The 22834-nt window shown below is 35.6% G+C and carries 22 protein-coding genes and 1 tRNA gene; 15 read left to right on the forward strand and 8 right to left on the reverse strand.

Annotated elements, in window-relative coordinates; all coding sequences use genetic code 11:
* From pabC to BLE01S_RS01750, 8 genes are all read left to right on the forward strand, one after another.
* Positions 1 to 849 carry an aminodeoxychorismate lyase gene (gene pabC / locus BLE01S_RS01715; protein ID WP_066136635.1) on the forward strand — a complete coding sequence of 283 codons (849 nt, stop codon included), beginning with the start codon at positions 1 to 3 and terminating at the stop codon, positions 847 to 849.
* 85 nt (positions 850 to 934) lie between these two features.
* Complete coding sequence (gene glcT / locus BLE01S_RS01720) at positions 935 to 1777, forward strand: glucose PTS transporter transcription antiterminator GlcT (protein ID WP_066136638.1); 843 nt, start codon at positions 935 to 937, stop codon at positions 1775 to 1777.
* Positions 1778 to 1939: 162 nt separating this feature from the next.
* On the forward strand, positions 1940 to 3985 hold the full coding sequence (gene ptsG / locus BLE01S_RS01725) for a glucose-specific PTS transporter subunit IIBC (RefSeq protein WP_066136640.1): 2046 nt from the start codon (positions 1940 to 1942) through the stop codon (positions 3983 to 3985).
* Between the two features lie 153 nt (positions 3986 to 4138).
* The gene (locus BLE01S_RS01730) at positions 4139 to 5743 is read left to right on the forward strand and encodes a response regulator transcription factor (protein ID WP_066136643.1); all 1605 of its coding nucleotides are present in this window, start codon (positions 4139 to 4141) and stop codon (positions 5741 to 5743) included.
* On the forward strand, positions 5715 to 7505 hold the full coding sequence (locus tag BLE01S_RS01735) for a sensor histidine kinase (protein ID WP_066136646.1): 1791 nt from the start codon (positions 5715 to 5717) through the stop codon (positions 7503 to 7505). The genes BLE01S_RS01730 and BLE01S_RS01735 overlap by 29 nt, the downstream gene beginning before the upstream one ends.
* Before the next feature lie 151 nt (positions 7506 to 7656).
* The gene (locus BLE01S_RS01740; RefSeq protein ID WP_066136649.1) at positions 7657 to 8931 is read left to right on the forward strand and encodes an ABC transporter substrate-binding protein; all 1275 of its coding nucleotides are present in this window, start codon (positions 7657 to 7659) and stop codon (positions 8929 to 8931) included.
* 152 nt (positions 8932 to 9083) lie between these two features.
* Positions 9084 to 9959 carry a carbohydrate ABC transporter permease gene (locus BLE01S_RS01745; protein WP_066136652.1) on the forward strand — a complete coding sequence of 292 codons (876 nt, stop codon included), beginning with the start codon at positions 9084 to 9086 and terminating at the stop codon, positions 9957 to 9959.
* Positions 9952 to 10776, forward strand: coding sequence for a carbohydrate ABC transporter permease (locus BLE01S_RS01750; protein ID WP_066136655.1), 825 nt, complete (start codon positions 9952 to 9954; stop codon positions 10774 to 10776). The genes BLE01S_RS01745 and BLE01S_RS01750 overlap by 8 nt, the downstream gene beginning before the upstream one ends.
* Before the next feature lie 69 nt (positions 10777 to 10845).
* Here the strand turns inward: BLE01S_RS01750 and BLE01S_RS01755 are convergent, their stop codons facing one another.
* From BLE01S_RS01755 to BLE01S_RS01775, 5 genes are all read right to left on the reverse strand, one after another.
* The gene (locus BLE01S_RS01755) at positions 10846 to 11634 is read right to left on the reverse strand and encodes an AAC(3) family N-acetyltransferase (RefSeq protein ID WP_066136658.1); all 789 of its coding nucleotides are present in this window, start codon (positions 11632 to 11634) and stop codon (positions 10846 to 10848) included.
* Positions 11635 to 11722: 88 nt separating this feature from the next.
* Complete coding sequence (locus BLE01S_RS01760; protein WP_066136661.1) at positions 11723 to 12304, reverse strand: ABC-2 transporter permease; 582 nt, start codon at positions 12302 to 12304, stop codon at positions 11723 to 11725.
* 11 nt (positions 12305 to 12315) lie between these two features.
* Positions 12316 to 12942, reverse strand: coding sequence for an ABC-2 transporter permease (locus tag BLE01S_RS01765; protein WP_066136664.1), 627 nt, complete (start codon positions 12940 to 12942; stop codon positions 12316 to 12318).
* Positions 12939 to 13802, reverse strand: coding sequence for an ABC transporter ATP-binding protein (locus BLE01S_RS01770; protein ID WP_066136667.1), 864 nt, complete (start codon positions 13800 to 13802; stop codon positions 12939 to 12941). Before BLE01S_RS01770 ends, BLE01S_RS01765 begins: the two co-directional genes overlap by 4 nt.
* Positions 13803 to 13807: 5 nt before the next feature.
* Positions 13808 to 14179 (reverse strand): GntR family transcriptional regulator, encoded by a 372-nt coding sequence (locus BLE01S_RS01775; RefSeq protein ID WP_066136670.1) that lies wholly within the window; start codon positions 14177 to 14179, stop codon positions 13808 to 13810.
* Between the two features lie 401 nt (positions 14180 to 14580).
* On the opposite strand from BLE01S_RS01775, the gene BLE01S_RS01780 reads away from it, so the two are divergent.
* Complete coding sequence (locus BLE01S_RS01780) at positions 14581 to 16011, forward strand: aldehyde dehydrogenase family protein (protein ID WP_066136673.1); 1431 nt, start codon at positions 14581 to 14583, stop codon at positions 16009 to 16011.
* A 45-nt stretch (positions 16012 to 16056) separates the two neighbouring features.
* On the opposite strand, the gene BLE01S_RS20945 is transcribed toward BLE01S_RS01780, so the two are convergent.
* The gene (locus BLE01S_RS20945; RefSeq protein WP_169800010.1) at positions 16057 to 16203 is read right to left on the reverse strand and encodes a hypothetical protein; all 147 of its coding nucleotides are present in this window, start codon (positions 16201 to 16203) and stop codon (positions 16057 to 16059) included.
* 716 nt (positions 16204 to 16919) lie between these two features.
* Between BLE01S_RS20945 and BLE01S_RS01785 the strand changes: the two genes are divergently transcribed.
* Positions 16920 to 17534, forward strand: a complete 615-nt coding sequence (locus tag BLE01S_RS01785; RefSeq protein ID WP_066136676.1) for a hypothetical protein — start codon at positions 16920 to 16922, stop codon at positions 17532 to 17534.
* Between the two features lie 227 nt (positions 17535 to 17761).
* Here the strand turns inward: BLE01S_RS01785 and BLE01S_RS01790 are convergent.
* Positions 17762 to 17834 (reverse strand) — tRNA-Arg (locus tag BLE01S_RS01790).
* 195 nt (positions 17835 to 18029) lie between these two features.
* On the opposite strand from BLE01S_RS01790, the gene BLE01S_RS20950 reads away from it, so the two are divergent.
* On the forward strand, positions 18030 to 18179 hold the full coding sequence (locus BLE01S_RS20950) for a hypothetical protein (protein WP_169800011.1): 150 nt from the start codon (positions 18030 to 18032) through the stop codon (positions 18177 to 18179).
* An 85-nt stretch (positions 18180 to 18264) separates the two neighbouring features.
* On the opposite strand, the gene BLE01S_RS01795 is transcribed toward BLE01S_RS20950, so the two are convergent.
* A complete protein-coding gene (locus tag BLE01S_RS01795; RefSeq protein ID WP_066136679.1) occupies positions 18265 to 18828 on the reverse strand; it encodes a beta-class carbonic anhydrase in 564 nt (187 codons plus the stop codon).
* A 267-nt stretch (positions 18829 to 19095) separates the two neighbouring features.
* On the opposite strand from BLE01S_RS01795, the gene queF reads away from it, so the two are divergent.
* From queF to floT, 4 genes are all read left to right on the forward strand, one after another.
* Positions 19096 to 19593 (forward strand): preQ(1) synthase, encoded by a 498-nt coding sequence (gene queF, locus BLE01S_RS01800; protein WP_066136682.1) that lies wholly within the window; start codon positions 19096 to 19098, stop codon positions 19591 to 19593.
* A 13-nt stretch (positions 19594 to 19606) separates the two neighbouring features.
* Entirely contained in the window at positions 19607 to 20251 is a 645-nt protein-coding gene (locus BLE01S_RS01805) for a queuosine precursor transporter (RefSeq protein ID WP_066136685.1), read from the forward strand.
* A gap of 199 nt (positions 20252 to 20450) precedes the next feature.
* Positions 20451 to 20981: an NfeD family membrane protein gene (locus tag BLE01S_RS01810; protein WP_066136687.1), complete on the forward strand. Its 531-nt coding sequence runs from the start codon at positions 20451 to 20453 to the stop codon at positions 20979 to 20981.
* A 23-nt stretch (positions 20982 to 21004) separates the two neighbouring features.
* Positions 21005 to 22561 carry a flotillin lipid rafts scaffold protein FloT gene (gene floT / locus BLE01S_RS01815; RefSeq protein ID WP_066136690.1) on the forward strand — a complete coding sequence of 519 codons (1557 nt, stop codon included), beginning with the start codon at positions 21005 to 21007 and terminating at the stop codon, positions 22559 to 22561.
* Positions 22562 to 22834: the final 273 nt, after the last annotated feature.

The raw sequence follows: 22834 nt of genomic DNA on the forward strand, positions 1-22834 counted from the left end.
ATGTATATTTATTTAAATGGTAAGTATATAAAAAAAGAAGAAGCCAATATTTCACCATTTGATCATGGGTATTTATATGGTCTTGGTGTTTTTGAAACGATAAGAACATATCAAGGTCACCCATTTTTACTTGATGAGCATTTAGGGAGACTAAATGCAGGGCTTGATGAACTAAATATCAGTAAGAGATTCGAATATGCTGAAGTACTGGAAATTGTAGAAGAATTGTCGCGATTAAACGGTCTCCAAGATTCATATATTCGCTTTAATGTTTCCGCAGGAGTGGGGGAAATAGGTTTACAAGCTGAAGAATATGATTCTCCAACAGTTATCATGTTTCAAAAGCCACTTCCACAGATGGAAAGGCTAAAAGAAAAAGAAGCAGTGATTTTAAAACTCCGGCGTAATACCCCAGAAACGGCTACCCGTTTGAAATCGCATCATTTTTTCAATAATGTAGCGGCAAAGAGGGAACTTGGACCTGATCCAAATAAGGAAGGGATACTTCTTTCAGAGTCTGGTTTTTTAGCGGAAGGTGTTACGTCTAATTTATTTTGGCTAAAAGACAAAGTACTGCATACACCTGCTTTGGAAACAGGAATTTTAAATGGCATTACTCGCCAGTTTGTTTTAAAATTAGCAGAACGTCTTGAGATGACAGTAAATGAAGGATTATATCAAGCAGCTGATTTGGAAAAAGCAGATGAAATCTTTTTTACTAACTCTATTCAGGAGATTATACCTGTTCATCAACTAGGTTTAAGGAAATTTCCCGGTAAGAATGGTGATTATGTAAAAACGCTTTATCAATTGTATCAAAATCAAGTATTAAGTCAGACTAGGAAATAGAATGGAGCAAGACTGACGTATAAACAGGACAAACTCGCCCATAACCAGTAAAATGAATGCAAGGAATAATAATGGAGATGTAATGATGGATAAATATTTGATCAAAAAAAGTCTGAACAATAATGTTTTAATAGCTGCCAATGAAGATGGAAATGAAGTCGTGTTAATTGGGCGAGGTATTGGTTTTGGTAAAAAAACAGGAGATAGCATTGTTCGGGAACAAGTAGAGAAATTATTTGTGTTGAAAGATCCAGTTGAGCAAAAGCAGTATAAGGAGCTTATGTATAACTTGGATGATACAACGTTAAAAGTGATTATTTCTGCTGTGGAAATCATTCGTAAGAGAGTTAGCGCACCGCTTAATGAACACATTCATGTTGCATTGACAGATCACTTGGCATTTGCAGTTAGCCGGATGAAAAAGGGTATTGGGATTCGTAATCCTTTTTTACTTGAAACCAAAGGTCTTTACCCTGATGAATACAAAATTGCGACAGAAGTAACTGAGATGATTAATAAAAGTCTCCCTGTCACACTTCCAGAAGGCGAAATTGGCTTTATCGCTCTCCATATTCATAGTGCACTTTTGAATAAAAATGTGGAAGAACTTGCCTTACATTCAAATTTGATTGTCCGACTTGTAAAAATAATTGAAGAACAATTGGAAGTGAATATTGATAAAAGTAGCATCGATTATATGCGTCTTATTCGTCATCTCCGTTATACGATTGAGCGGGTCATCAGAGGAGAAGAGGTGGCAGAACCAGAAAAAATTACTCAATTGTTGAAAACGGAATATCCCGTGTGCTATAATCTATCTTGGAAACTAATCAAAGTGATGCAGCAAACATTAAAACAACACGTCTATCAAGCGGAAGCTGTATATTTAACATTGCATCTGCAACGAATTCAAACAAAAATGAAATAATTTTACTATATTAACGTGTTACTGATTCGATCAGGCATGAGTTAAGAAGATTGAGGGAAGATAAGAGGATAGTTACTCTTATTTTTCCATCAGCTTCTTTACTCATGCCTTTTTTTGTTTGCCGTTCTTTGAGAAGAAAAATATGATATGGAGGATGATCAAATGTTTAAGAAAGCATTTGGTGTATTGCAAAAAATTGGTCAAGCTTTAATGCTACCAGTTGCTTTGCTACCTGCAGCAGGCTTATTACTTGGTTTAGGCAATGCTGCTCAACAAGAAACAATGCTTAATTTTTTACCATTCTTATCAGCTGATTGGATACAACAAACAGCAATGGTTATGGAGGATGCTGGTAATATTGTTTTCAGTAACTTACCGCTTATATTTGCGATTGGTGTCGCAATTGGGTTAGCTGCGGATGGAGCAGCAGCGCTTGCAGCCCTAGTTGGTTATTTAATACTGAATCAAGTAATGAGCTCTTGGATGGGAATTACCCCAGATATGCTCACCGACAATCCTGGTTATTCGCTTGTTTTTGGAATTCCAACATTACAAACAGGCGTTTTCGGAGGTATTGTTGTCGGGCTGATTGCAGCTTTTTGTTATAATAAATACCATAATATTGAAATGCCTTCATTCCTTGGATTTTTCGCAGGGAAACGTTTTGTTCCCATCGCTACAGCAGCAATGTCGTTTGTAGCAGGATTATTATTAATTTTTATTTGGCCGCCAGTTCAATCTATGATGAATAATGCTTCCCTTTGGTTGATTGAGGAAGGTACGTATTTTGCTGTCTTCTTCTTTGGATTTATTAAACGATTGCTTATTCCATTTGGATTGCACCATATTTTTCATGCTCCATTCTGGTATGAGTTTGGATCATATACAACGACTGCGGGTAATATCGTTCGTGGTGATATGACGATATTCTTTGCACAATTAAGAGATGGTGTAGATATTACAGCAGGTAATTTCATGGCTGGTGAATTTCCGGTTATGATGTTTGGACTTCCGGCAGCGGCACTTGCAATGTATCATGCAGCCCGTCCTGAAAGGAAAAAACTTGTTGCTGGTTTGTTAGGGTCTGGTGCTTTAACATCCTTCTTAACAGGAATTACGGAGCCACTTGAGTTTTCATTTATGTTTGTTTCACCTATATTATTCCTCATGCATGCGATTTTAGATGGATTATCGTTTGTGTTAATGACCTACTTAAATGTGAATATTGGTTACACCTTCTCTGGTGGAGGAATTGATTTCTTCCTATTTGGTATTTTACCTGGAAGAGAACCATGGTGGATTGCTATTATATTAGGTCTTGTATTTGCAGTTATTTATTATTTCTTGTTCCGCTTTATGATTAGTAAGTTTAATTTACTAACACCTGGACGTGAAAAACAAGACGAAGAGACAGAGGGAGAAGAACAGGCCAAAGGAGATGCTGACCTCGCTTATAGTATTCTTGAAGCGATGGGAGGACAAGAAAACATCTCTAACTTAAATGCTTGTATTACTCGACTTCGTGTATCTGTCAACGAAGTAGATAATGTAGATAAAGACAAATTGAAAAAATTGGGAGCCGCTGGCGTACTTGAGGTTGGGAATAACATTCAAGCGATCTTCGGTCCGCGTTCAGAAATTATTAAAGGGCAAATGCAAGATGTAATCAGTGGAAAAAGACCTCGTTCAACGAATACTGAACAATCGAAAGAAAAAACTGATACAGCTATTCCTGGTGAAAACAGTCAAAATAAGGACGTAATTGTTTCACCAATTGCTGGAGAAATCAAACCACTTTCAGAAGTTCCAGATGCTGTGTTTTCTGAGAAAATGATGGGAGATGGATTTGCTATCGTACCATCTGACGGTACAGTTGTATCTCCTGTAAATGGTACAATTATTAATTTCTTCCCAACGAAACATGCATTAGGTATTCTATCTGATTCAGGGAGAGAAATCTTAATCCATGTTGGAATTGATACAGTTAAATTAGACGGTCAAGGCTTCGAAGCTTTAGTATCACAAGATGATCGTGTAGAAATCGGACAACCTTTGTTGAATGTAGACTTAGAATATATTAAAGAACATGCAGCATCTAGTATCACACCAATCGTATTCACTAATCTATTTGAAGGTGAATCAGTGGATATTAAAAAACTAGGCCATGTGGCATTAAAAGAAGAACATATTATTACGATTAATAAGTAAGGAAGAACTTGATATGAAGTAAAAACAGGAGCATTAGACTCCTGTTTTTTTGCTTTAATTTATTATTTTTCTGTTTAACTAAGTAAATAATAATGCCTACTATGCTCATGTTATAATTGTATATATCGATTAGTAGGATGAAGGGGGATACTCATGTCATTACGTGCATGGTGTAAGGTCCTTGTGGTTGATGATGAAGTTTTAATAAGGCAAGGAATAAAGCATTATATCAATTGGGAGCAAGAAGGATTCCAAATTATCGGTGAAGCTTCTAATGGTAAGGAAGCGTTAACAATAATAGAGACCGAACAACCTCATATCGTCATTACTGATATGGTTATGCCTGTTATGGATGGAGAAGAGTTAACAAGGGTAATAAAGAGAAAATATCCGCAGATTGAAATTATCGTATTAAGCAGTTTTGGTGATTTTGATTATGTACGTTCGACATTCCAGCATGGAGTGTCAGACTATATTCTTAAGCCTAAATTAGAAGGACCGGAACTATTAAGATCATTGCAACATGCGGCGAGTAAATTACCTTCTTTTCATTTATTAAAAAATAAAAGTACTTCACATTCATCCATTGAGCGTGTACTTGATCGGGTAATGTCAGGGTTTAATGTGACAGAGGACGATGTCATTATTAATGAAGCATTCCCTAATAGTCATTTTTGCTTATTTGCAGTGGAGGCTGAGGTAGGGGATAAGAAAGGTGAACGAGATCTTTGGTTATTGAGACAATATATTTCCGATATAATAAAAGATGAATTGACTGATATTATTTACCATTCGCTTATTATAACTGAAAATACAATCACCTTTTTACTAAATATGGACAAGGATCAATTACCCGCGATTAAATATTTTATTAAGGCTATCGCTCAATCGAAAAAATGTTCTGAAAGGATTGTTGCTATTGCATTAAGTGAACCGTTTGTCCAATTTGCTGAAGTGAAGAATATGCATGAAGAGAAACTGTTGCCTTTAATGCAGTATCGCTTTTATTTGCCCGAAAAGACAGTGTTTATATATGATGAATTGCCATTAGAATCCGATAAGAAAGAATCCTTTAAATTAACACATTTTATAGAGGTATTTAAACGTGAACAGTTTGATGATGCATTTACATACTTAGAGAAGCATACTAACTATTTAGCACAACATTATACAATGGACGTATTAGCATTTAAGTCATTTATAGGAAATATTATTTTTAATGTAACGACGTTATTAGGAAATATGAAGTATGATAATCACCATTTGGAACGAGCAAAATATGGTTATTTGGCGAAAATCGATGGCGCTTCATCAGCAAGAGAAGCCCTTCTTCAGTTGGATGAATGTATCACAGTAGCGAGGCACGTAATCTCAGAAACAAGGTTAAATATGGTACAACCAAATATGCAGAAATTACTTAATTATATTGATAAACATTATGCAGAAGTGCTTAGTTTAACGGAAATGGCAAATCATTTTCATTTTAACCCTTCGTATTTATCAAATTATTTTAGTATGAATAATAATGAAGGATTTAATGAGTATTTAAATAAGGTACGTATCGAAAAATCAACCCAGCTATTAAGAGAAAACACTACTCCTATTTCCGAAATTAGTCATTTAGTTGGCTATTCTGATCATAGCTATTTTTGTAAAGTATTTAAAAAAATGATGGGAACATCACCAAGTAAGTATCGAAAACAATTTCACCAAACAAAGAAGGAAGAAAATGAAAAAACTCTTCACAAAATTAAATAATAATGGCTTATTTATTAAAATGTTCATTGTAATGTTGCTTAGCATTGTAACCATTTCTATAGCAATCACTTATAGCACGATACGGATGTCAGAGAAGCTATTTATGGAAACTTTTAGCATTACAAATTCAAAGGTTATTAATCAAATGAAAAATAGCTTTGAATCTTTCAGTTACTCAATTGTGACTGCAGTGAATAACATATCTAGTAGCATGACGGTCAAAGATTACCTTACACAGAGTGATTCGGATTCATTGTCCATGTCAAAATCTTATTATCAGATGGGTGAACAAATGAGTCGCATAAAATCGCATTTAGATGCTTATGATGTCGGGATTAATTTGCTAGGTGTAAATGAGCGGAGTTTTTCTACAAATACAGCTATATGGTCCATGCCAATTGGAGAATTGGTATCACATGCGATCACCATGAAGTCGTATGATCAGCCGGAAAAGTTGACGTATCATTATGATTATCCGAATGAGATGAATGGTTATTCGGGCACCCCGACAATTATTGCTTCAAAAGCCTTAACGGAGCGTACATCGGGATATATTTATGGGGTGCTCTATTTTGCAATGGAGGAAAGTAAATTTAAACAATTTTACACAAATTATACGAGTGATGGCAATGATATTATCATATTAGATAACACGGGTTTAATGATCTCAAGTAATCGAGATGAATGGATTGGAAAAAAAGATAAAAATCTATTAAACTATGCTCGAAATATTGCTGAGAGTGGAATAGATTATAAAAATGCAGATGTGATGGAAAGAAATCAAATTATTTTATCAGAGTACTTACCCTCCTTTGATTTGTATATTGTTAATTTGGTTGATAGGAAACTTGTGATGAAAAATTTGATCGATACGAAAGCGATTGTTTTTATAAGTATTTCAATTGTTAGTATTGCCTTATTTATTGTTTTTCTCATTTCAAGACGTTTAACAAAATCCTTAACAGATCTTGTGAAGCAAATATCTAGTATGCCTAAATATGAATTTGATCAGTATGTCACTGCTTCTGGAAGTTATGAAACTATGCAATTAGCAAATACATTTAATAGTATGCTTGATGAACTTCATGAATATGTTGAGGAGCTAATGGAAACACAAAAGAAACAGCGTAAAGCTGAATTAGCAGCTTTGCAACAACAAATCAATCCGCATTTTCTATATAATACACTTGCATCTATTAAAATAATGGTAGAGCAAGGGAATAAAGAAAATGCTGCGAAAACAATACACGCACTTATCTCTTTGCTACAAAATACCGTTGGAAATATTAGTGAAACGATATCAGTGGAACAAGAACTAATTAATATGAAGAACTATGCATTTATTAATCAAATGCGATATGGACAAAGAATTAAGGTGAATTATTATGTTTCACCGGACTGTTTAACATTTCAGCTGCCCAAATTAATTATCCAACCTTTTATTGAAAATGCTTTTTTTCATGCGTTTAATAAAAAGTCAGATGGCTTTATCCACATTATGGTGGCTCAAGAAGGGGAGCAGCTTATTTGCGAAATAGTTGATAATGGGGATGGTATGCATGTAAATAGAGAAAGAGGACTACCCAGCTATAAAAGTACACGCCAACTTTTTAGTGGTATCGGTGTAAACAATGTGAATGACCGGATAAAATTATTGTATGGAGAGGCATACGGAGTAGAAATTAGGAGTCGGATCAACGAAGGTACAAGAGTGAAAATTCGTTTGCCACTCATCTTACCTAAAGAAAGTCATATAAACTAAATAAAATTATATGAATATGATGAATCTAGTTATTCGGCTAAAAAAAGTCATAATTCGAGCTAAAGATCGTCCTAACGATCTTTTTTTCATGCATGTTAATATGAATATACGAAAAAGAAAGCGTTTGCAAAAATAACGGGAGGTAATTCTAATGAAAAAATTACTGTATGTATTGTTAGCGAGCCTATTATTACTAGCTGCGTGTTCTTCAGGTTCCAAGGAAGAGGGATCTGGAAGCAAAAATGATAATGAACTGACTGTATGGGCATGGGATCCAAACTTTAATATTGCAGCGTTAAAGCTTGCTGAAGAGACATATGGCAACGATGATGTAAAACTAAAAATTATTGAAAATGCACAAGACGACATCGTTCAAAAACTAAACACAAGCCTTAGTTCTGGTACAACCAAAGGCTTACCAAATATTGTATTGATCGAGGATTATCGAGCACAAAGCTTTTTACAAGCATTTCCGGATTCTTTTTACGAGATGACAGATTATTTTAATAACGAGGATTTTGCTGAATATAAGCTTGCACCGACTAGTATGGATGGTAAAAACTATGGACTACCTTTTGATACAGGAGTAACTGGATTATATGTTCGAACAGATTACTTGGAAGAAGCCGGGTACTCTGCTGAGGATTTAGCAGGAATTGATTGGAATGAATATATTGAGATCGGCAAGGTAGTCAAGGAAAAGACAGGAAAGCATATGATCTCCATCGATCCTAATGACTTAGGTGAAATACGATCAATGACTCAAACTGCGGGAACTTGGTACACAAAAGAAGATGGAGTAACTCCAAACCTTGAAGGTAATGAAGCTTTGAAATCAGCTTTTGAAATATATAAAAAGATGTTAGATGCAGATATTGTTAAGCCGCACTCTGACTGGAACCAATTTCTTGCTAATTTTAATAGTGGAGAAGTTGCAACAGTTGTTACAGGGAACTGGATCACTCCTTCTATTAAAGCAGAGGAATCTCAAGCTGGAAAATGGGCGGTTGTCCCAATACCACGATTGCCGATAGACAGTTCAATAAATGCCTCTAACTTAGGGGGAAGCTCATGGTATGTATTAGATGTTCCAGGCAAGGAAAAAGCTGCAGAGTTCCTTGGAAAAACATTTGGTGAAAATGAAGAGCTTTATGAGAAATTAATAACAGAAGTTGGTGCTCTTGGAACTTATACTCCGGTCTCTGATAGCGCAGCGTACAATGAGAAAGATCCATACTTTGGCGATCAAGCTGTTTCAGGTGATTTTGCCAAGTGGATGGAGGAAATTATCGGTATTAATTACGGCATGCATACGTATGCGATTAATGACATCTTAGTAGTAGAAATGCAGAATTACTTATCTGGAAAGGATATTGACGATGTCCTGAAAGATGCCCAACAACAAGCAGAATCACAGATTAAATAAAGGGAGGAAAATAACCTTGAGCAATTGTCTGCTACACCCGAACTAAGTAGTAGACAATTGAATCAAGGTATTTATTTACTGAAAAGTTACTTCCAAGTTTCAACGTGATGGTAGGGTCCCTTGCGCTTTTCTAAATAAGGAGTGGGTATTATATGAGTACGAGGATGAAGAATAATGCCATTGGCTGGTCATTTATCATAGTGGCGGTATTCATGATTTGTGCGTTTTACTTTTATCCTATGGTACAGGCATTGATCTTATCTTTTAAATCAGGTACAGGTACGAACTTACAGTTTGTTGGGCTAGATAATTATAAACGGCTGTTTTCTGATGCTACTTTTCTAGCAGCAGTCAAAAATACCTTTATTTATTTAATTGTTCAAGTACCAATCATGATTATATTAGGATTATTTATATCTGTACTATTGAATGATAGAACATTGAAATTAAAAGGTGTTTTCAGAACTTTAATTTTTTTACCTTGTGTGACATCTCTGGTAGCTTATTCTGTTATATTTAAATATTTATTTGCAGCGGATGGTTTAGTAAATACAATATTAGTAAAGTTTCATCTTGTACCTCAAGCTATCAATTGGTTGACTGATCCCTTTTGGGCGAAAATAACGATCATCATTGCCATTACTTGGCGTTGGACTGGATATAATATGATCTTTTATTTATCCGCACTACAGAATGTAGACAATTCTATTTATGAAGCAGCAAAAATTGATGGAGCAAATGGTTTTCAACAATTTTTTAAAATAACAATTCCGATGTTGAAGCCTATTATATTATTTACTTCCATCACATCGACCATTGGGACACTCCAGATCTTTGATGAAATTATGAATATTACAAAAGGCGGTCCAGGTAATGCCACGGCCTCCATATCTCAATATATTTACAATCTTTCATTTAAGTACACACCGGATTTTGGTTATGCAGCAACCGTATCTTATGTAATCGTATTCTTTATTGTGATTTTAGCCATATTACAATTTAAAGTGGCAGGTGATCGAAATGACTAAAGTAAACCGTATATTTATATATATATTTTTGATCATTGCTTCGGTTGTTTCCGTTTTCCCTTTTATATGGATGATCGTAAGTGCGACGAATAAATCAGTTGATGTAACAAAAGGAAGATTATTACCGGGCAGTAATTTCATGCAAAATTTAACGAATCTTCTTGAAACGGTTGATATCGTACCTGCATTATTAAATTCAGCGAAAATATCAATTTCAACAACAGTTTTAGCGCTTTTAATTGCTTCTATGGCAGGATACGGATTTGAAGTGTATAAAAGCAAAGCTAAGGATATGGTATTTAATATACTGCTTCTATCGATGATGATTCCGTTTGCAGCATTGATGGTTCCGTTATATCGGATGTTCGGGTCCATCTCACAAACGATGCCATCGATTGGTATCGATACATTGACATCAGTAGTGTTACCAACTATGACTACCGCATTTCTTATTTTTTTCTTTAGACAAAGCACAAAAATGTTTCCGAGAGAGATGATTGAGGCGGGGCGAATTGATGGGTTGAGTGAAATAGGAATATTTCTACGTATCTTCATGCCAACAATGAAAACAACTTATGCAGCAGCAGCAATTATTACGTTTATGTCGAGTTGGAATAATTATTTATGGCCGTTAGTTGTCTTACAGTCACCGGAAAACCAAACAATACCATTACTTATTTCTAATCTAGGTTCAGGATATTCACCGGATTTTGGGGTGATCATGTTGGCAATCGTGATTGCAACATTACCAACAGCACTTGTCTTCTTCCTCATGCAAAGACATTTTGTAGCTGGAATGATGGGATCTGTAAAATAATTAATAAAAAATCAGTGGCCAAATACGGCCCCTGATTTTTTATCTGAATGACTGCCAAACTTCTTAGTATTATTTATTGGAATAAAATTCAATTGTATTATTATCGAGTGGTTCATTATCGGAAAATAAGTCTGGTAGATCATGCAACATTTCCATTAAAACATCATTAAGCTTCCTTGCATCACAAACTCTTGTTTCCGCATCGCCAAATGTACCAATTGACATTGCTCCCCGGTTTAGCAAGATGTCATCGACTTTCCAAAAGTGCTCAGACCAAGATAAACCACTATGTCTTCGTGAAGGAACGTTTATTACTGTTCCGTCTGGTAAAACAGATTGCAACTGCTCAAAGCTATCCGTCATTCTCCCTGGAATATCTACCCATTCTTCAATTCCATGAATATATGTATTTCTTTTCAAATCGACACCAACTAGCATGATTTGCGCATTTCGATCAAGTAACTTGCCCCATACTGAACCGCGAGCACATGGTGTGTCAAAATTTTCGTCACCAGATGTAAAGGGAATAGCATCTTCCCCAATAGCTGCAACAGAATGAGTAGGATGAGCAGACCGGATAACATGCTTACGCTTTCTAAACAGCTCCGTAAGTATACCAACGCATGTAGGTGAATCTTGTACCGAAAAAATCGGATTACTAGCATTAATTGAATCCCACGTATGTGTCGGGAGTACAAGCAATCCATCTTTCATGTATTCCTGAAATGCATCTAAAACGGTATCCGCTTTTCCATCTACCTCTCCAATACTTTTGTAAGAAGAGTGTACGAGTAATGTTCCTTTTCTATCTATCGATAGATTAGTTAAATCGTCAAGTAAACTATTTATTGTATGCATGGAATGTTCCTTTCTTCTGTCTAAACAGTAAAATATTGTTCTAGCTTATCATTCATTGTAGCTCAAAAATTCAGTAACTGGTAGCGCATTAGGTGATATCAGTCTTTTGAAATCGAATGATGATAATCAAATAAGAAATAAAGGTTATGATTAAAGCAATTGGATATAAGGAGTAGTGGGATATATGATAGAATTTCTCCGGTAAATTAAGGGTAATAGTAATACTGATTAATGCAGCGAAAAGAATCAATGCTGCTGCATGAGAAATTTGATATACAATAAAGTAATAAGTAGCAATTATTACTGTTAATAAAAACGTGATCATCCAATAATTAAAATTGAAAAAGTAAAGGTTTTTATCAAACAGTAAAATCCATACAGTCATAATGAAGGAGGCAATAATAAACCAAGGAATGATAATGATATATTTCGCTATAATATACTCTTTTCTTGTAACTGGTAAACTGATGACAAGTAGCTGATCACCGTTCTTTTTTTGTTTAGAGAAAGATTCAATGCAAAGCCCAAGTGTAATTAAAGCAATTACGGGATAATAAAAATGGATATTCCATTCATTGGCGAAAAGGGCAAGGACAATCACAGCTGGTATGAGTTTTAGTATTGAAATTAGTTTGGTACTTTTTATATCGGCTTTGATTAAATGAAACATAATGGACCTCCTTATATATCTTTTCTCTCAAAGAATCTTACAGCTCCCCAATAGGAAAGTGCTGTTATTAAAAAACAGACAGCAAGAAAAATAATATGAGTAATTCCTGGTATAACAACAATCTCAATAAGCAATAAAAGCATCTCTACACCAAAAAATCCGAACAATACGAACGGCATTGTGATAAATATAGCGGCTAGATAGCCAAGAGAAAAATAAATAAGATAAAAAAATGAAATAGATATACTCATGATACCGAGAGAGAATATGATACTATGCCAATCTGGTAAGTTCAGACTTTCAGATGTTGTAAAAACTATCATTATATAAATAAATCCAAAAAATAGAAAGCTAATTCCCCACCATACAAAGGAAGCTAGGTATTTTGCTTGTACAATCTTATTTCTCGTCACTGGAAGGCTAGTAATGAATCTTTTCTGCAGTAAATCTATAGATGCGATGCCGTAATTAGAAACCACAGATAGCCATATGGCGGCGAAAGTCGTTGCTATTAAGAAAAAATTTCCTGTTCCAAAAATAAAACCATGATTAATAAATATCATGAATACAAAGAAAGGTGGAAAGAAGAACCCAATTCCTTTCTGTGTATATAGATCTTTTAGGATTAATTGCTTCATAAAGATTTTCCCTTTACTGTGAAATACATGACATCTTCCAAAGTAGGTTGAAGCAATATTAGTTTTTCGGTTAGTTTCAGATCAGTTGTTTTAAAATCCTTCATAATTGCCTCGAAGCCCATCTCGGTTTGTTTTATCCCGACAATATGAGAGCTGCTAATTTGATCAACTAGCTCCTTTGGCCCTCTTATAAGCTTGTAATTTTCTAAAATCATATCTGTTTCTTCACTGAAGATTAGTTTCCCATCATGGATAAATGTAATATAGTCTGCAATTTGCTCCAAATCGGTTGTAATATGAGTAGAATAGAAAATAGATTTATTTTCATCTTGGATAAATTCCTGTAAAATATCGAGTAATTCTCTACGGAAAATAGGATCCAGACCCGATGTAGGCTCATCTAAAATAATTAATTCTGGATGATGTGAAAGGGCAATAGCGATTGCGAATTTCATTTTCATACCTTTAGATAAATGCTTCACTTTCATTTTTAATGGTAAACTGAATTTTTCAATATAGTTATAAAATGCTTGTTCATCCCAATTACGATAGAAAGGTGCAATAATTCGCTTGTTTCTCTCTAATGTGAGATCCTCGTAAAAATAACTTTCATCATAAACAAACCCAATTTTATCTTTGATATCCTTCGTATTTTCCAGGTGGGTCATGCCAAATAATTTAATTTCCCCACTGTTGATCTTCATCAAATCCATTAAACAGCGAATTAACGTACTTTTTCCTGCACCATTTGGTCCAATTAATCCCATGATAAAACCTTTTTTAAAATCAAATGAAATGTTTTTTAACTGGAAGTCTTCTAATGTCTTCGAAATATTTTTTACTACAATAATGTTTTCCAATTCACTCACTCCTCGTACAGTAAAGTTAGCATTTGGATTAATTCATCTAAGCTGATGTTGTATGCTTTGCTATCCAGAATGACCTCACTTAGCTTATCTTCCATCAGTTTCATTTGTTTTTCTTTTAGTAATTCATGGTTTTGAGTAGCTACAAATGATCCTTTTCCAGGGAAGGTTTCGATAAAACCTTCCCTTTCTAACTCGTCATATGCTCTTTTCGTTGTAATTACACTAATTTGTAAATCCTTTGCTAGTTTCCTAATCGATGGAAGAGCCGACTTTTCTACGAGTTCTCCCCGTAAAATTTGTTCTTTAAGCTGATCTTTAATTTGGCTGTATATTGGCTGATCATTATTATTAGAAATGATGATATTCATCTGAACACCTACATTGTTTTTATTTAGAATTTTAGCTATTTCATAAACAATAGCCTTTTAGAAAGAGCCTCAATTTGTGAATGAAATAATTATTTCTTTATTTCATTAAAACAATCTGTACAAATAAATTCACCTTTCTTTTGTAAATATGACTTAATTTCTACCATTAGTTTGTGTTTTGGATAATTTAATTTAGCGTATACTTCTTCATTTTCTTGTATTACTTTTTCGCATCGCGAACAGATTGCTTTATTTAACATACAAATCACCCACTTTTTTATTTGTCAGTTCATACTGTTAATATCAAACATATACAGAATGAACAGAGATGTCAAACAGAATATACGAATTTTTTTAGACATTTTGTTATAGTTAAATCAAATCAATGATGAGGTGAGAAGATGAAAATAGGTCTATATATTGATGGTGAATATATAAAAGCGGATACAATGTATGAATTAATCAATCCGTATAACGACGAACTGATAGCACATGTGTCGGAAGGGACAACAGTAGATATGAGAAAGGCAGTCGTTTCAGCTTATCAAGCTTTTAAAAAAATGAAACGGACATCTGCCTTAGAGCGTGCAAACATCTTATTCAAAGCTGCAAGCTTACTCCATGAGAGAAGAGAAGAGTTTGCGAAACTTATCACAGCAGAGGCAGGAAAACCAATTACGGCATCAAGAGCAGAAGTCGAACGATCTGTACAAACTTTACAATTTTCCGGAGAAGCAGCAAAACAGAGTCAAGGGGAGTATATTCCTCTTGGAGCTGCTACAGGTGGAGCTGGAAGGGATGCTTATACTGTTTTTGAACCGATAGGCGTAGTTGGAGCAGTGACACCGTTCAATTTCCCACTAAATCTTACCGTCCATAAAGTAGGACCTGCAATTGCTGCAGGAAATACAATTGTTGTTAAACCAGCTGAAAAAACCCCGCTATCCGCATTAAAATTGGCTGAACTGTTTACGAAAGCTGGTTTGCCAGATGGGGCATTAAATGTTGTTCCAGGTGAAGGAAAAGCTTTAGTAAAAGTGCTACTGGAAGATGAGAGGGTGCAAAAGATTTCGTTTACAGGAAGCCCAGAGGTTGGTAAGGAGATTAAAAATCAAGCGGGGCTAAAGAGAATGACTTTAGAGCTTGGTAGCAACTCAGCACTGTATGTCGATTCCTCTGTAAAAAACGAGCTTAGCAATATTGTACAGAAATCTGTAAATGGGGCATTTGCGTACAATGGACAAGTATGCATCCATACACAAAGGATTTATGTTCATGAAGAAATAGCGGATGTGTTTTTGGATATGTTTGTAAAGGAAACGGAGAAGCTTCCTTTTGGAGATCCACTTGATGAGAAAACAATTATTACGGGAATGATAAATAAAAAATCGCAAGCGCGTGTACTTGAATGGGTTAAAGAAGCTGTTGATGGTGGTGCAGAATTGCTCACTGGTGGTAATGGGCGAGAGAGTGGCATATTGCCAACGGTTCTTTCGAATGTGAAGGCTTCTGACAAGGTAATGTGTGAAGAAGTGTTTGGTCCAGTTGTAGTAATTAATCGTGTGAAATCATCAGAAGAGGCATTAGAACAGATGAATGACAGTCAATATGGACTGAATGCAGGAGTATTTACAAATAACTTGAAGCAATCACTATATTTTGCACATGAACTAGAAGTTGGTCAAGTACTAATCAACGATGTTCCTACTCTGAGGTTTGACAACATGCCATATGGGGGTGTAAAAAATTCAGGCTATGGGCATGAAGGAGTTAAATATGCGATAAAAGAAATGACGAGAATGAAGTTAATCAGTCTAAATTATCAATTTTGAATAGAGAAAAGGCGCCTATCGTATGAAACACAGGCGCCTTTTTTACTATGAATCTTGATCAATTTTACCTGTTCGAGCTTTGTCTACTCTTTTAGCATCATCAAAATTAAGTGCGCCACTAATGAAATAACAGAGAAATACGGCGATGGAAGCCAACACAGCAACAAGACCGATCGTTATCCATAAATCCATTTAAATCCCTCCCATTTCTAAAAATGTATGCCAATCAAATGGTTACATACCGAGAAAAAATAAAGTGATAATATTTATTTTCCCTTACATACCATTAGTAAACGTAAAATTCTGAATTTTTAACAGATAATAGGAGGAAATCTTGCATATGACACAAAAGAGCGGATCACAAGATAATGGAGAACCGCACAAAGAAAGTTCAATAAACGCTCTGGCAGGAATCGAACCTGCGACGCGAAGTTTAGGAACCGACTGAGACCATTTCAATGTTTTTTATATCTTAATCTATAAAATACCTAGTTACTTATGTTGAAAATGGAAATCAAAATTAGGATTGGAACATGAATCCAAGTGAATGCCAAGATCATCCCTCTAAAAGTAGCTGTCATGGAGGCATGGAATAAAATAAAGGGAAGGATGCAGACGCTCACGGATATGGAAGGCATTGGTGAGAAAACAGCGTTTATAATGTATGAGCATCTCATACAAAGGGTAGAGGGAGAGTAACATATTCAATGTCCACACAGAGGCTAATGAAATAAGGCATATTCAATGTATATTAGACAAAGTTGGCGGTTTATTGTTGTTGAGGATCGATCCTTGACCAAGCATTAAAAGGGGGGGCGTCCGAGCGACGGACGGCCTTCTTAAGTTACGATACTTGCTAGTAATTGTTTGGGGGAATTTCTATAATTCTGATAATGGTGGTGATATGAATGACAGTGGTATTGTTGATTTGCGTAGTACCGCCAACAAATAGTCCCTTTGTTATGATTGCTGCTGATTCTAGAGCAACGGGACAAGGTGGTGGTGTGGTGTCAAAAAGAGATAAGGATATTATATTGGATGCAGGTAATGCCTTTATGTCTACTAGTGGTAGTGTATACGAAGATTATCGAGAAGATTTAGCTAGATATTTGAGAGAGCGAACCAAAGGAACAATAATAGAAAAGATGGAAGTTTTACAAGTGATTCTGGGTGAAGATAAAGAAGATTTCAAACTACAACTAGATGTGGGTTTAGTTCAATTTGATAGCGCGGGCAACCCGCAAATGGGGCTTTGTACTGTGGATTTCGAAGGTAAGGATACGTTAGTAGGTCCATACACTTACGACAAAAGTAAACCCGTCATTGCAAATATATATTCCGGAGCAACGAGAACGGAAGAAGTCGAAAGACTTAGAGGAGAATTTAACGATCGGTTAAACGCAGAAGAAATTAATATAGCTAAAGTTGAAAGTGCCGCCAAGTGGTTCATAGGAAAAGTAGCTAAAATCCCCTCCGAAACAGTGGATAACATAGTTCAAACTAAGACAATGAGATTTAAGTAAATAATAGCGGTAGTAGTAGGCTGTTAAGAAATGTTAAGGTTTCTGATGGGATAGACAGATGAAAGCAGAGTAAAAGACCCCGCTCATATGAACGGAGTCTTTCATGTGGATGTGAAATATGTTAAATTGCACTTTAGTATACTGAAGGTGAGCAATTATATGTCTTGGGACAGTGTTAGTGAAACGATAAAACGCTGCAAGTCTTGCTGTCATTATCTTTTAAGGTACGGCCCCGGCAGGAATCGAACCTGCGACGCAAAGTTTAGGAAACTTACGCTCTATCCACTGAGCTACGGAGCCATAATTCAGTCACATATTTTTTACTTTACCTATTATAATACAAAGTTTCTTTGATTAACAGCAAAATCTTCTCTATACTAAATATAAGTAAGTCTATCATTTATCTATTGTATTCAGCCGCTTTGAAAAAAGAAGGCAGTTCCATTCTTTTTTCGTGTACATCTGTATGATTATTTTGTATAAGGGGGGATTTGCATGCAATTAGGGGTATTGCTAGGCTTAGCAGCTGTGTTGGGAGCGATTGCAGTTTTTCTCGTTTATTTTATTGGATCTGCTCTGAACTCTAATGATTCCAGCACAATTGACGAATTGCCTGAAAAAAATTTTAATCATAATGCAAAATAAATAATAAAACCTCTTGCCATTAAATTTGTTGGCAAGAGGTTTTATTAGAAGAAGTCTTCTTTTTGGGGGAGATTCCTTCTACAAATTATCTATCATATCCATCCACGACTAAATCAAGTTTTCCAGTTTCAGGGTCGATCACAAGACCGTGTACAGGTATCTCGTCTGCCATAAGTGGGTGGTTTCGAATCATGTTAACACTATGTTCCACACTAAGTTCCACACTGTCAAAGCCTTCAAGCCACTGGTCAAGCTTAACACCAGAGTTTTTAATAATATCGATCGTTTCTTGTGTAATACCACGTGATGTCATATGTTCAAGCATTTTTTCACTTTCAATCATACTCATACCGCAATCATGGTGACCAATAACATATACTTCATCTGCTTTTAACTCATAGACAGCAATTAATAGACTTCGCATAATACTTCCAAATGGATTTTTTACTACAGCTCCAGCAGTTTTTACGACTTTAACATCACCATTTTTCATATTCATTGCTTTATGTAACAGCTCAACCAAGCGTGTATCCATACAAGTTAAAATAACGAGTTTCTTATCAGGAAACTTTGTAGTTGTATAGGCCTCATATAATTTTTCATCGATAAAAGTTTTGTTGTAATCGAGAATTTCTGTTAATAATGACATTTTTTCCACCCTTTCTTTTATATTATTATATTACTTAAAAGTTCTGATTAATAAAAGTAATAGGCACCGATTGACGAAAATTAATTTGTCCAGTATGATACCAATATAATTACATACACCCAAACGGGAGAGGTTCATAGCGTTAAACCCTCTATAAAAAACTATGGATGATGAAAAGAGCCATATCCATTCGCGATATGGCTTTTTTTATTTCCTTATGTTGTGAACCCCTCCTTGACATGGGTAAAGAATAGGGAGGCTTTTTTTATGGCTGGAAGAAATGAAGACACATTGCAAGACTTATCATTATTAGGTAATCAAAACACGAAGTATTTATTTAAATATTCCCCGGATGTGCTTGAATCAATTGATAATTTACACCCAAACAGGGATTATTTTGTGAAATTTAACTGTCCAGAATTTACATCCCTTTGTCCACAGACACACCAACCGGACTTTGCGACGATGTATATTAGCTACATACCTGATCAGAAAATTGTTGAAAGTAAATCTCTAAAACTGTATTTATTCAGTTTTAGAAATCACGGAGACTTCCATGAAGACTGTGTAAACATCATTATGAATGATTTAATTAAGCTTTTAGAACCGCGTTATATCGAAGTTTGGGGGAAATTCACTCCACGAGGTGGTTTGTCCATTGATCCGTACTGTAATTATGGGAAGCCGGGAACAAAGTATGTACAGATGGCTGATCATCGTATGATGAACCATGATATGTATCCAGAGAAAGTGGATAATCGATAAGGGAGATTAAACAGTGTTATTATATTTAAATGGAGCGTTCGTTGGATTATTAATTTTATCAAATATTTTAGCCGTGAAATTATTTAGTATAGGAAACTGGGCTATTCTTCCGGCTGCTGTAATTATTTATGTATTTACTTATCCATTATTAGATACAATTACAGAAGTGTATGGAAAAGAAGTGGCCAGGAAAACAGTAACTGCTGGATTGGTCACACAAATGATGGCAGTCATTTTTATCTTTGTTACAATTAAATTGCCTGCAGCCTCTTTTTATGAATTTCAAGGAGAATTTGAAACGATATTTACTGCCGGCTTTAGAGTGACAATTGCAAGTCTGTTATCTTTTCTTGTTAGTCAAAATCTAGATGTATCTGTCTTTCACCGGCTGAAGCAGAAACATGGAGAAAAGAAGTTATGGATTCGTAATAATGCGTCAACGATGATTAGTCAGCTTGTGGATACGACGATTTTTATTATGATTGCTTTTTATGGTACGATGCCAATTACAGCTTTATTAGCGATGATTTTGACTCAATATGTGTTTAAATTTTTAGTTGCAATTCTTGATACTCCATTTGTTTATTTGTTTGTCAAACTGTGCAAAAGAGATGAAGAGCGCAATAGAAAAAAGGGCGAATTAAAAGTGATAGGATGAAAAGGATAGCCGCCGATCTCGGGGCTATCCTTTTTTTAGTCCAATAGTATATAATTATTTAGAAGATTAAAAAATAGTTTTTTTATAAAAATGAAACCTTTTATCCATTCATTCGTATAAATACAATCAAAGCCGAATAAAGAAGAAGGACGGTGATTGTATTTAAGGAAATATAATACACGTAAAGGGATTGATGTTCATGACACTGTTTAGTATGCCGATTGAAACAATCTATCTCATATTGCTTATTGTTTCCGGAAGTTTAACGATTTTATATTTATTTTTCGGTGATGTATTAGAAGGGATTGCTGAAGCTACTGGATTTTTAAACCCTGTATTGATTTTAGCCTTTATTACATTCTTTTCTGCAGGGGGATACATTCTTGAAAAGATTACATCGTTAAACAGTTTTATTATCATCATTATTGCTGCGTTGGTAAGTGTCTTGCTTGATGTTTTGTTGAATGTATTTGTGTTAATTCCAATGGCCTCCGCTGAACAGTCGCTTAGCTACACCGAAAAATCGTTAGAGGGACGAGTGGGGAAAATTATTATCTCTATACCTGAAAATGGATATGGCGAGGTAGTAATAGAGAGTTACAGTGGAATGATTTCGAAGCCAGCAGCAAGCTTTGAAGATACGCCGATTGATGAAGGGGAAGAAGTGCTCGTCATTGAAGTAAAAAGCGGTGTTCTATATGTTATACCGTATCAAAAAAGTTTTACTTAAATAGTTAGAGGGGGAAATACTATATGGAATCAATAGATCTTGGTATTTGGGTTGTTATCGGTATTGTTGCTTTTATACTTATTGCCTTAATTGGTGTGTTTGTTACGAAATATCGTACAGCTGGACCAGATGAAGCATTAATCGTGACAGGTAGTTACCTTGGTGGGAAAAATGTTCACACGGATGACGGCGGGAATAAAATTAAAATTATTCGCGGTGGAGGTACTTTCGTTCTTCCAGTTTTCCAACAAGCAGAACCACTTAGCTTGCTGTCTAGTAAACTAGAAGTAACAACACCCGAAGTTTATACAGAGCAAGGTGTTCCAGTGATGGCAGATGGAACTGCCATTATTAAAATAGGCGGTTCGATTGGTGAAATTGCAACTGCTGCAGAGCAATTTTTAGGAAAGAAGAAAGAAGACCGAGAAAATGAAGCGAAAGAAGTATTGGAAGGTCATCTACGTTCGATTTTAGGATCGATGACAGTAGAAGAAATTTACAAAAACCGCGACAAGTTTTCTCAAGAAGTGCAACGGGTTGCTTCACAAGACTTGGCGAAAATGGGATTAATTATTGTTTCTTTTACAATTAAAGAAGTACGTGATAAAAATGGATATCTAGATTCACTCGGTAAACCACGGATTGCACAAGTGAAAAGAGACGCTGATATTGCGACTGCTGATGCAGATAAAGAGACACGTATTAAACGCGCAGAAGCTTCCAAAGAGGCGAAGAAGTCTGAGCTTGAGCGCGCAACTGAAATTGCTGAGGCTGAAAAGGTTAATCAATTAAAAATGGCAGAATATCGTCGCGAGCAAGATATCGCTAGAGCTACAGCTGACCAAGCATACGATTTAGAAACTGCTCGGGCAAAGCAAGAAGTAACAGAGCATGAGATGCAAATTAAGATTATCGAGCGTCAAAAGCAAATTGAGCTTGAAGAGAAAGAGATTTTACGTCGTGAACTCCAATATGATTCTGAAGTGAAGAAGAAAGCCGATGCGGATCGTTATTCTGTGGAACAAGCTGCAAATGCAGAGAAGATGAAGCAGATGGCAGAAGCTGATGCTCATCAGTATCGAGTAGAAGCAACAGCCAAAGCGGAAGCGGAACGCGTACGTCTTGATGGTGTAGCGAAAGCCGATGCACAACGAGCACAAGGGGAATCTGAAGCGGAAGTTATTCGTTTGAAAGGACTTGCAGAGGCGGAAGCGAAGGAAAAAGTTGCGGAAGCATTCGAGCAATTCGGCGAAGCTGCAGTTCTCGATATGGTTCTAAAAATGCTTCCTGAATATGCAAAACAAGTTGCTGCACCACTTGGCAATATCGACAAAATTACTGTTGTTGATACTGGTGGAAACAGTGAAGGTGGCGCGAATAAAGTATCAGGCTATGCAACAAATCTAATGGCGACGATGCAGGAAACATTGAAAGCATCATCTGGAATAGATGTAAAAGAAATGCTAGAAAACCTGTCGGGTAAGCACAATGTCCGAGGAAGCATCGATGCTTTGACTGCTGAAATGCGTGAAGATAAGAGGCAAGAAAAAGAAGAAATAAAAGATAGTGATCAAGAATAAGAGATAATAATTAAAAGTCCCTAGAAGAGTTTTCTTCTAGGGGCTTTTTAAATGGAAAGAAAGTTATTTAAAGTTTTAACCTCTGCTTTTCAGCGCCTAACAAACTTCAGGATTTTTCCTATGATAAGTTAATACGGAGGCATACATTGTTGACTTTATCTCGGAACAAAAGGTTCCTCAACTAAAACCGCCACTTACGGTTTTAACGATGAGGAACCACATCATGCGGGTTCAATTGGTACGTCACTAAATAGCTAATCGGGGCTGTTCAAG

This window comes from Lederbergia lenta NBRC 16444, assembly GCF_001591545.1.
GTDB lineage: Bacteria > Bacillota > Bacilli > Bacillales > Bacillaceae_C > Lederbergia > Lederbergia lenta.

What these genes read in the sequence shown, in the direction of transcription:
- glcT (WP_066136638.1), top strand. Translation starts at nt 935, where the DNA reads ATGGATAAATATTTGATCAAAAAAAGTCTGAACAATAATGTTTTAATA.
- BLE01S_RS20950 (WP_169800011.1), top strand. Translation starts at nt 18,030, where the DNA reads ATGCAATTAGGGGTATTGCTAGGCTTAGCAGCTGTGTTGGGAGCGATT.
- BLE01S_RS01795 (WP_066136679.1), bottom strand. Translation starts at nt 18,828, where the DNA reads ATGTCATTATTAACAGAAATTCTCGATTACAACAAAACTTTTATCGAT.
- floT (WP_066136690.1), top strand. Translation starts at nt 21,005, where the DNA reads ATGGAATCAATAGATCTTGGTATTTGGGTTGTTATCGGTATTGTTGCT.
- BLE01S_RS01735 (WP_066136646.1), top strand. Translation starts at nt 5,715, where the DNA reads ATGAAAAAACTCTTCACAAAATTAAATAATAATGGCTTATTTATTAAA.
- BLE01S_RS01765 (WP_066136664.1), bottom strand. Translation starts at nt 12,942, where the DNA reads ATGAAGCAATTAATCCTAAAAGATCTATATACACAGAAAGGAATTGGG.
- BLE01S_RS01780 (WP_066136673.1), top strand. Translation starts at nt 14,581, where the DNA reads ATGAAAATAGGTCTATATATTGATGGTGAATATATAAAAGCGGATACA.
- queF (WP_066136682.1), top strand. Translation starts at nt 19,096, where the DNA reads ATGGCTGGAAGAAATGAAGACACATTGCAAGACTTATCATTATTAGGT.
- BLE01S_RS01750 (WP_066136655.1), top strand. Translation starts at nt 9,952, where the DNA reads ATGACTAAAGTAAACCGTATATTTATATATATATTTTTGATCATTGCT.
- BLE01S_RS01760 (WP_066136661.1), bottom strand. Translation starts at nt 12,304, where the DNA reads ATGTTTCATTTAATCAAAGCCGATATAAAAAGTACCAAACTAATTTCA.
- BLE01S_RS01740 (WP_066136649.1), top strand. Translation starts at nt 7,657, where the DNA reads ATGAAAAAATTACTGTATGTATTGTTAGCGAGCCTATTATTACTAGCT.
- BLE01S_RS01745 (WP_066136652.1), top strand. Translation starts at nt 9,084, where the DNA reads ATGAGTACGAGGATGAAGAATAATGCCATTGGCTGGTCATTTATCATA.
- ptsG (WP_066136640.1), top strand. Translation starts at nt 1,940, where the DNA reads ATGTTTAAGAAAGCATTTGGTGTATTGCAAAAAATTGGTCAAGCTTTA.
- pabC (WP_066136635.1), top strand. Translation starts at nt 1, where the DNA reads ATGTATATTTATTTAAATGGTAAGTATATAAAAAAAGAAGAAGCCAAT.
- BLE01S_RS01730 (WP_066136643.1), top strand. Translation starts at nt 4,139, where the DNA reads ATGTCATTACGTGCATGGTGTAAGGTCCTTGTGGTTGATGATGAAGTT.
- BLE01S_RS01810 (WP_066136687.1), top strand. Translation starts at nt 20,451, where the DNA reads ATGACACTGTTTAGTATGCCGATTGAAACAATCTATCTCATATTGCTT.
- BLE01S_RS01775 (WP_066136670.1), bottom strand. Translation starts at nt 14,179, where the DNA reads ATGAATATCATCATTTCTAATAATAATGATCAGCCAATATACAGCCAA.
- BLE01S_RS01785 (WP_066136676.1), top strand. Translation starts at nt 16,920, where the DNA reads ATGACAGTGGTATTGTTGATTTGCGTAGTACCGCCAACAAATAGTCCC.
- BLE01S_RS20945 (WP_169800010.1), bottom strand. Translation starts at nt 16,203, where the DNA reads ATGGATTTATGGATAACGATCGGTCTTGTTGCTGTGTTGGCTTCCATC.
- BLE01S_RS01755 (WP_066136658.1), bottom strand. Translation starts at nt 11,634, where the DNA reads ATGCATACAATAAATAGTTTACTTGACGATTTAACTAATCTATCGATA.